Source organism: Brevibacillus sp. FW306-2-1A-C05A (assembly GCF_058781555.1).
In genome coordinates this window covers 1-9,388 of the sequence record NZ_JBYSWV010000086.1, presented here as the reverse complement: position 1 = coordinate 9,388, position 9,388 = coordinate 1, and the positions used below count along the sequence as shown (strand labels likewise).

The 9,388-nt window shown below is 50.3% G+C and carries 6 protein-coding genes and 1 CRISPR repeat array; all 6 genes read right to left on the bottom strand.

Annotated elements, in window-relative coordinates:
- Window positions 1-1,071: 1,071 nt before the first annotated feature.
- A CRISPR array of direct repeats spans window positions 1,072-1,552; the repeat unit is 37 nt; unit sequence GTTTCAGTCCCCTCGTTCCTCGGGTCCTCAATGTAAC.
- Window positions 1,553-1,894: 342 nt separating this feature from the next.
- Window positions 1,895-2,584 carry a hypothetical protein gene (locus tag AC3WJN_RS25140; RefSeq protein WP_007778811.1) on the bottom strand — a complete coding sequence of 230 codons (690 nt, stop codon included), beginning with the start codon at window positions 2,582-2,584 and terminating at the stop codon, window positions 1,895-1,897.
- A gap of 4 nt (window positions 2,585-2,588) precedes the next feature.
- Complete coding sequence (locus tag AC3WJN_RS25135) at window positions 2,589-3,533, bottom strand: DevR family CRISPR-associated autoregulator (RefSeq protein ID WP_007778808.1); 945 nt, start codon at window positions 3,531-3,533, stop codon at window positions 2,589-2,591.
- Entirely contained in the window at window positions 3,530-5,266 is a 1,737-nt protein-coding gene (locus tag AC3WJN_RS25130) for a hypothetical protein (protein ID WP_007778803.1), read from the bottom strand. The genes AC3WJN_RS25135 and AC3WJN_RS25130 overlap by 4 nt, the downstream gene beginning before the upstream one ends.
- The gene (gene cas3, locus AC3WJN_RS25125) at window positions 5,250-7,682 is read right to left on the bottom strand and encodes a CRISPR-associated helicase Cas3' (RefSeq protein ID WP_007778800.1); all 2,433 of its coding nucleotides are present in this window, start codon (window positions 7,680-7,682) and stop codon (window positions 5,250-5,252) included. The genes AC3WJN_RS25130 and cas3 overlap by 17 nt, the downstream gene beginning before the upstream one ends.
- Window positions 7,683-7,959: 277 nt before the next feature.
- Window positions 7,960-8,928 carry a CRISPR system precrRNA processing endoribonuclease RAMP protein Cas6 gene (gene cas6 / locus AC3WJN_RS25120; RefSeq protein WP_007778797.1) on the bottom strand — a complete coding sequence of 323 codons (969 nt, stop codon included), beginning with the start codon at window positions 8,926-8,928 and terminating at the stop codon, window positions 7,960-7,962.
- Window positions 8,929-9,057: 129 nt separating this feature from the next.
- Window positions 9,058-9,388, bottom strand: a 331-nt coding sequence (locus AC3WJN_RS25115) for a hypothetical protein (RefSeq protein ID WP_492329349.1), incomplete at its 5' end; no start/stop codon positions are given.

Genomic DNA, 9,388 nt, shown 5'->3' with positions numbered 1-9,388 from the left:
CCTCTTCCCCTTCAACAGCCATTCCCATCCATCGCCCAATATTCCCTTGACTCAGCATTCTAAGTGAATTTTGAATATCCCAGTATTCACCAAGAGAGAAACTCGTCCAAACAAATCAATTTTTACAATCAGAAGGTATTATCTATAAGGCTGCAAGAACCGTTGCAACGTTCCTTCCTCTCAGAGATAGAAAAAAATCCAAAAACAATACGGCTATACCCTAAGCAAACTCAATGCGCTGTCGGGACCAATCACAGCGATATTTTGGGGAGTAACCGCCCGCTGACATAAGACATCTGGATGCCTTGGCTACTGCATTTGAACAACCCCCTGGCTGACTATTTGAACGATATCCCGAAGAATGCTTCCCAAAAGAAAGAGTCTCCCATCCGAGAGTCACCCCGTATTTGATCCGATGTGCTGAAATTGGGCGGCAGGATTGCATTCAGCAAATCGTCCCTAAATTCTGGATGATCGAAAAATGTGGATATTCTCTTTGCTATGGGAGAACGACTGTTTGCAACTGGGACGCGCAAGGAATCCATTCCTGTTTATACGCTCGTAATTGAAAACGAGAAGGATAGCCATTCAGAGCGTTTTTCGCTCAGCCCCTATAGATTATTTCGTGCAAATGCAGAAGAAAACTGAAAAGCCGTCAGCCGGCTTAAACTTTATCGAAATCGGCTGACGGAAAATTATCAGTTGGACGGGCTACTTCAGTTGGCCAATGTGTCTTTTGTTTTGCAAGAGTGGAGCTATGGAAAAGTATGCAAACTAGCTCCATTTACTGGCCTTGCAGGTTTACGAGCATGAATTGCACAAATTGAGCTGAGATTCTAAGATGCTGCATAGCCCCGCGCAGTAGACGGACGATCCTAGCCATTTTACTGAACTGTTCGTTTATTAAAAGTAGGGGGTGAATACAAGTTTTGCACCGTTCCACTCATGTCCTAAACACAACTCTGTCTGATGGAACCAGGAGGATTTTGGTTCTGGTATTTCAGTTTCCTTATTTTCGGGTCCTCAATGTAACCAGGTCGCAACCGGACGCGAGCAGGACGTAGTGGAGACGTTTCAGTCCCCTCGTCCCTCGGGTCCTCAATGTAACTTGGCAAGTTGATTTGCGGTTACGTAAATTTTTAAAGTTTCAGTCCCCTCGTTCCTCGGGTCCTCAATGTAACGGTAACTGCTCGGACTTTATCAGCGATCATGCTACCAGTTTCAGTCCCCTCGTTCCTCGGGTCCTCAATGTAACCGTCTTGCCGTCTTTTCCTCTTGCGATCCGTTCACCAGTTTCAGTCCCCTCGTTCCTCGGGTCCTCAATGTAACTAGACTCGTAGACATCTACGACACTGTGACGAAGACGGTTTCAGTCCCCTCGTTCCTCGGGTCCTCAATGTAACTCACAGGCGTATCAGAGACAGCCTCCTTTGTTGTGGAGTTTCAGTCCCCTCGTTCCTCGGGTCCTCAATGTAACCGGAATCGACTACGTGCCCGGACGCGGCGGCTGGCGGAGTTTCAGTCCCCTCGTTCCTCGGGTCCTCAATGTAACCGACCTCGCCCGGCATGAACAAACCCAGTAATCCCAAGGCTTCACTCGCAGTCAAAGCTCTCAATATCCTTGACTATTTTCGAGCATTCCCTTTCTGTCCAAAAACAGGCCCGATCCTCGAAAGTCACTGTTTCTCCACTTGCAACCGACTGTGTCCTGCCATTAGCATTCACTTTCAGGCGTATAATCATGTACCCTTACGACCATAATAAATCATTTCCTTCCCTTTTATAAGACCCACCCTCCCTTCTTCCCGAAAGCAAAGCACTACAGCCCATCGCTTTTCTATCATAAACAAGGGGAGGCAAACCTCATCTCCCTCCCCTTCCACAACCATACCGCTCAGCTTTCCTCACGAGTGTACCAAGTAAAATCCCTGCTTGCTCGCTTCTGTTGATACGGAATGAACACCGTTTTCATAATCCGGTCCCGGCCCATTTTGGCACTGGTTCCATCGAAAGAGCTGACACTCTCAAAAGTTGCCTTTGGCCCCATGTCGTCGAGGTATTGCATCACCACGCATTCACTGAATGCGGTTTGTTCGCCCAGCAAGGCGCTAAACGTTTGCCCCAATTCCTCGCGTACCTCTTGGCTCACCGCTTGCAGGAAGCTTCCCCTTTTTCCCAAATAATGCAAGTGAAGAAGCAGCTCCTTCAACAAAGACAACTGCTGCTCGGCAAGCCCTTTTGTTTGGATGGCAATGGCAAGCTCGCCGTCGAAGAAAACATACTCGCGAAACCCTACGGAGGAGATAAAAGCAGGTCCCGTCTTTTTGTCCTTTGGCTCGGTTTGAATTTTGATGAAGCTGTTGTTCACAATCGCTTGCCTGGGCGGCTCGAACCGGATATCCAGATCGCGAATCCACGGAAAAATTTCCTTTCCCTCGACCCCTTTGCGAAAAGCCGCATCCAGCAGCGCCATTTTCACGCTGTACATGGTCGGAACGAGATTCGTTTTTCCTCCGGAACTCGTGGAAGAAGATGTCCGCAGAGAAAACAGGGAGTTAGGCGAGTACGTCGTCACCAGCCACATACATTTACCCTACCTGTTCGATCAGGTCGACCATGATCTTTGTAAATTCAGCCTGGGACGAAAACTGGAAAGTAGTAATCGTCTCCGGATACAAGCGATTCAGTTGGGCCTGGATACTCTGCAGCTCCTGGGAAAAGTCTTTTTTCAGAGGACTGACTGTCGGAGCTGGCACCGTAGAAGTAGAAACAGAGACAACGCCTGCAAAATTCACGATGTGCGGGAATTGCGTATTTCTGTGCGCGCCAAGCGGCTTGATAAACGTGAGCAAGACACTTTCGAGCAGCGCCTTCACTCGCTCCTTGCGAGCCTCCGCCGGAATCTGGTACTCCCGCTCTACATCATTGAAGCCGACTCGGGATAATTCCGCATTCATGACAACGGCATACTCCCCGGAGCTGGCAGGTCTGTAAAAAATGTTTTGTCCGAGGTTAGCGCCAGATTCACCGCCAGAGCCTTGCCCCCGATTCGGATCGAATTTCACGTGAAAATACGATTCGGTTCTTGTTTTGTCAGGGAGCCCGACCATCCATCCAAACTCGACCGTCGACTTGCGTGGGGTAGAGCGTCCGCCTTGAGTAATCAACACCCCTTCAAGGTCATCCACGACGCAATGCTGGAGAACTTTTTTCACCGTATCGCTAATGGCATTTTTATCTCCAAGCGTTTGAATAAAATCGCCGTCCGCATTAATCCGGTTTGCATTAAACTTCTGGCAGCCTGCACACAACGGCAAGCCTTTTTCCACCGCGATCCCGTGCAAGTGCTCGGCTTGCATGTGTTTTAGCATATCGCCGGAAATCGCATTGACAACGGTTGGCTGACCATCTCCATCCACAATGTGAACCATGCGTGTCTGAAGCTGATTGCCCTCAGCTCCCTCGTTGTTCAGCGCATGCATATCGAGAGTCAGCAATCCTGAGATGGACAGCGATTGAAAAGGGACGCTCATATTTCTACCTCCTCATTGGTATAAGCCAAATCTGCCTCTTGATCTTCGGTATCCGTGCCTTTGTCATCTTTGCACGAAGCAAAGGCGATCAGCAGCATGGCAATCGCTTCTGTTTCCTTTTGATTCGGAAAACGGTCCAAGAGCTCGGCAAACTCTTGCAAATCTTGCATGGATACCCGTTTGCGGCGACGGCCTGGCGCTTCCCGCAGTTGTTCCTCGCGCCTGGCGTTCTCATAATTGAACTCGCTAATAAATTCGCTAATGACCGCGAGCAGCTCCTCGCGAAACTTCGCCTTTCTTTTGATTTCCTGAAACAGCCCGTATTTGATTTCAAAAATTTGTCTGCCTTTTGCTTTGGCGTACTGCTCGCTGACCGTCGCTTGTCTGATCGCCTTGGCGATGTTTTGAAAGCCTTTGTTGTTGATCACTTCTACCACAGGTAACCGAGGTTGGCTCAACGTAAACAACTCCTCCAAATGTTTTTTCACAAACGACCTCGTCGGTTTTTTCGCTTCCCTGCGCTTCATGCTCCAGCAACCGTAGCTGCCCAGGAAGCGGAGAAACGACAGCCAATCATCGCCGGAAAGAAAATCGCGGTACAGATGGAGCAGCTCGGCTTCTTCTGTCTTGTCCTCATCCAGCAAAAACAAAACACCGCGATGCTCCTCAATAAACGTTTTCCAGCGGACGATATGCGCTTCCTCCTGCACGCTAAACCATTGCGGCAAGCCGATGCTCGCGATATTGGAAATGGGCTTGGCTGAACCTAGCGATTTGAAATAGGCAGTCTGCACAGCCGAAAACACATCCCTGGGCGCCTCGCCAACTTGTACTCTGTAAGCCCAATCCGTGCCTGTCGGAACATCGGCTTTATCCATCAGAAAGAGCACAAGGTCAAATACAGCCAATATATCTGCTTTCCGCGATGTACGGACATAGCTGAACTTGAGTTGTTCCAGCTCGCTCAAGTGACGGTAGCTCGCTCTTGCCGGAACCACCACGTTCATTTTGATGTCGTCGCCAATCGAATTGCCGGACAGGACGACATCTGAGCCAATAAAGCGCAGCCATTCCTCGAACCAGTCGACAAACGCAGACGGCAACGGACCACGCCCTGCACCGTCTGCTTTCAGGCGGTTAATTCCTTTTCCTACGCTCGGATTGAACACTTGGACGGCAGCGACTTTCGGGTTGAATTTGGTTGCAGCCTCACTAGCAAGCCGCCCGTTTGCAAGAGCTGCCAATTTCGCAACAACTGCCTGAGCCAGCTCTTCTTGTTTGGCTGCGACAATCTCCTCCAGCAACTTGTTCCGGGCGCTGATTCCTTGCAAAATGTTGACTTTCTGATAGACGTAAAACTTTGGTGACACATCGTGCAGTTCGTCTTGCTCTTCCCCTGCCTTTTTCCGCTTACGTGCCTCGCGATAGGCATCGGCAATCGCCTTGTTTGCCACATAATCAAAGGGGACGGTACCGTCGGGAGCATTTTCCCCAGGCTTTGTGACGATAAACGAATAGAGCGGGTCCCGCTGCAATACGGAGACTCTTTCTGCGTGCAGCTCGACTGGCTCCGCCAGCGTTACGCAAAAGCGACTGCTCTCTTCTGTCACGGTCACCACCGCGTCGCCGCCTCCTTGCAACGCCCAGAGCATTTTCGTCAAGCCCACTGCCGCAAGCGTATCGGCATAGGTTCCGGTCCGCTTCCCGACGTAAAACTCACGATAGCATGACATCTGTTTCCTCCTTCCCGTTGTTCTTCTCGTTTTTCACCTGCTGAGAAGCCCGATCCGCCAGTCTCAATCTGCGCGACAAATACCAGTACAGGGCCAGCACGTCGTTGTTTCGCAGCCAGCTCACAAGCTCGTCCAGACGATGCCGAATCGACTGCGGCTTCAAGAAGGGCTCATACGGCAAGCCTTGCAAGCTTTTTCGCACATGCTCTCTGGCTCCCTTGCAAAAGACAATGGCTTCGGACTCCTTGCTGTAAGCGTTGTGATGGCGCATGATGGCAAGCAGGATCGGGACGGCAATCTTCCTGTCAAACGTCTTGCCGCACCATTCCTGCAAGGCGACCGCTCCCTCCACGGCGTGATGCGGTGGCCTGTAATTCCCGGTGCGATAAGCATCCCGCTCTTCCGGATTCGTACCGTCAAAATCGGTGTGGGCCAGCAATTCCAGCTCTTCTTTTTGTTTGTACTCCGTCTGCCAGCGCCGCATTTTGCGCTGTACTTCCACCCCGAGCTTGCCCACATCGTGCAGAGCAGTCGCCAGATCGGCTATTTCCTCTATCTGCTCGGGAGTCATTCGAAACCTTCTGGACAAAAAATTGGTTGCCTGTAAATACTTCCCACTCTGTTCTCTGTTTCGTGCACGAACGTCTTGTACATGCTCCACATACGTTTCCCGCTGGTAGCTGAAACGCTGAATAGATGCCTTTTCCCCGCTCTCCAAAAATTCCGACACCCGCTCGTCAGCTTCTGCGCAGTTCAACGACGCTTTTTGAAGCTGCAATCCGACAACCGCATGGTACTTCGCCAGCTTAGGCGACAAAAGTACCGTCATATGCGCGAGGACTTCTTTTGGCGATTGGATCGGCTCCCACGTAACACGAGCTGAAATATCCTGTGCGTCCGGAAACCGGGGAACAAAAATGAGTCGGTTGTTTTCCCATTCCTCTTTTGTCCACTCTAAACCGCTGAGGAAAAAGTACAGCCCTCTGCGTCCCATCGACACCATTTCCGGCTTCCGATGCAAATCCACTTCATCAGGCGAATGGTGGATAATCATCGACACATTGTCGATCGCCCGAACCAGCTCGCCCATATCGGCATCTCCGCGTATCAAAGCACGGGAAATCTGGTCTTCCCGCAAAAACAAGTCATGCATGACCAGCTCGATCCGCTTTCGGTCGATTTCGCCGTGTACGGTCTCGATCAATTGCTTTTCCAGCTCATGCGTCAAAATCGTCCCTGACTCAAGCTCCTTTAGCACCCGCTCCGTTCGAAGCATCACCTGGTAGTCGTCGTTCTCTTCCTTTTTGCCCTGCCTGGAGACATAAGGGAGAAAATGTTCCACGCCTCCTTCCCTTAGCGAGTACACCTCTACCGTCCCTTCCTGCCCGGCAAAACGGGCGCACCTGCCTATCCGCTGCAACAGCGCGTTGGCGGGGCACAAATCTGTCAGCAGCAGGGTGGCGGAAATGTCTAGCCCCGCTTCTACTACTTGGGTCGCGATCAGGATCGCTTCCTCTTTCGATTCTTGGGAAAAAGTTTTCCATACCCAAGATTCAACCGTCTCTCGGTGTTTAGGGAACATCCGCGAATGCAATACGCGTACCTCTATCGCCCGTCCCTCGTTTTCCAAGATGCTCGTCAGCTCGAAATACAAACTTTGCGCCCGCTTGACCTCATTGACAATGACCAATGTCCGTCCGCCCCGGTGCCTGTTCGCGATATCCTGCCCGCTCATCCGCTTGTCGCGCCAGTACAGGCTGCGCGTTCTCGTTGACAGCTTTTCCAACTCTTCTGTTTGCAGCTTCACACTCATGCCATCGAGATGTTTCACCAGCGCCGACACTACAGGCTCCGGAGAAGTAGCTGTCATTAGCAAAAAGCGCGTATAAGGGTGCAGCCGCTTCATCATATCCAGAAATGTCGGAAGTGCTTCCGTGTACGAAAGCAAATGAAATTCATCGATGACGACATACGCGCCGATCAGCGCGCCAGCGGGAATGTTGGCCGCTGCCTTTGACGTTCCGAAAGGCAGTCCGATGTAGGCGCTAAGCAGTTGGTCGATGGTCGTGAAAATGACATCGCCTTGGAACAGTGGGTCGTTTGGTTGGTTGCCCATTTGGAGGGTTGATGTGACTTGTTGCCCTTTTATTGCGTCTTTTGTGGATTCGTAGAGGGAAGAGGCCAGTGTACGCAGTGGTAAACAGTAGATGACTCGGTCTGCAAAATCTCTTTTTTGCTTGCGGGCATACAAGAAAGGAGAAAGAGCTGCCCACGTTTTTCCCGCACCAGTTGGAGCAGTCAAGACTAGATTTCGACTTTGCATCAGCAGTTCCGCGACTTTTTTCTGGTAAGGGTAAGGCTCAATCGGACTGCTTGCTGCTTTGGCGCCGAATAACTCTGCAAAGAAATCCTGCATACGAACACCTCCTGCTTTGGGCATTAACTTTTAGTCCCCTTGATGGGTCATTTTTTTTGATTGCAAACTTTAAAAATAAATTTCAGTCCCATTTATTAGGTCAAAAGCAAAAATATACCATAACAAATTGGAAAATCAAGCTCCCCTTATTCTTAAATTTTTTACATCTTGTTTAAAAAACGGTGGGAATTCTAGCACTAATCCAAAAGGAAAAACACCCAGCCTTATATCCCACCGAACTAACTGCTTCGTTACCTTCACCGCTCCAATTATTCCTCTACATGCCCCCTACTCTTATTCGCCCCAAATCAAACGCCGTATTTTTCCCAACGTGAACACGCTCCGCCGCCTTCAGCCACGGCAGAAACTCCGCAAGTTCCCCTTCGTACACAGCCCATCCCACGACGCCCCCCATCTTCATTTTCACATCTTGTCTCGCAGAATATCTGTCGTAGTCCAGCCACTTCACTTTTTTCGCGACAAGCCTCACTGTCTCCGCACGCTCCACCAGCTCGCGAATCGGCCACTCTGGCGCAACATCATGATGAAATTGCAGCAACCCCGTCATACGGCGCAACAGGGTGCGAAACAGCACATGAAACTGTATATCGTCCGTGTACTTTCCTTTCCATTTCAACCGCAAAGGCGTCTCGAAAAAAATCATGATTTTCCCCGTTCCACTCGCCTCCGCTGTACGAGCGCGCTCTATAATCTCTTTGCCCGTGATGACGATTGGCTGGTGTACAATCCCGCTCTCATGTTCCATGTACACTCTGCGCTGCTTCCCGTTATACTCGTCTCTGTTCTCTACATGAATGAGCCGATACGGCTTTCTGCCTTTGCCGATCCCTTCTCGTCCTAATTCTTTGAAAGTCGTCACGAACAAAGGCGCGTAATCAATCGCCTTGCCAAAAAGCCGCAAATCGAACGTCAGCATGTCGCCTGCCTCGTAGTGCGTCTGTTTATCCTGCGGCACCTCGAACAGATAGGGGCGGGGAACTTGGTCGTATTTCCCCATAAACCCATCCTCCTGGTCCGGCCTTGTTTCAAAAACGTACGGATACGCACAGTAGGATAAAGCGGTACAGGAGCCGCAAGCCTGCTCGGGATGCATACAGGACAAGCGTTTGAAAACGTGGCCAAACGCTCCGCGAAAGGTAGATGCCTTCCAAGCTGGTAACTCCAGCCCCCGCTCCCCTGCCTCTAATGTAAAGCGATACTCCGCCACTTTCAGTTCCTCAAACAATGGTTGTTCCTCCTTGCTAGTCCCCTTTGCCGGGTCTTCAATCAACGCACTTTCCGTTCTTACACTGGATAAATTCGGTATTTCCCCTCTTTTTCCTTCATATGCCAACAGTCGAAAACGCCTTTCTCCTCATGAAAAAAGGCGTTTTTCCTTTTCTTCGGACCGACTGTCAGCTTTCGTCCAAAGGATCTGCATTTTTTTCCATAAATTCTCCCTAGCTTGCAAGTCACAAGGCACCTCCATGTAACTCCCTGTAGCTGTCATATACAAGCCTGCACGGTCTACTCGCCAATGCAACAATTTTTCTACTGCATAAGCATACAGTTGGAGCTGCGGCGTATATTTTTCGACAATTCGTTTGACCTGCGTAGCACTTTTATATTTGAGCCTTTTGCAGATTTCTGAGCCCTTTCGTATCAAGCACTTGAAAAGCATAAAAAAGGACTTCACCCCAAGAAGG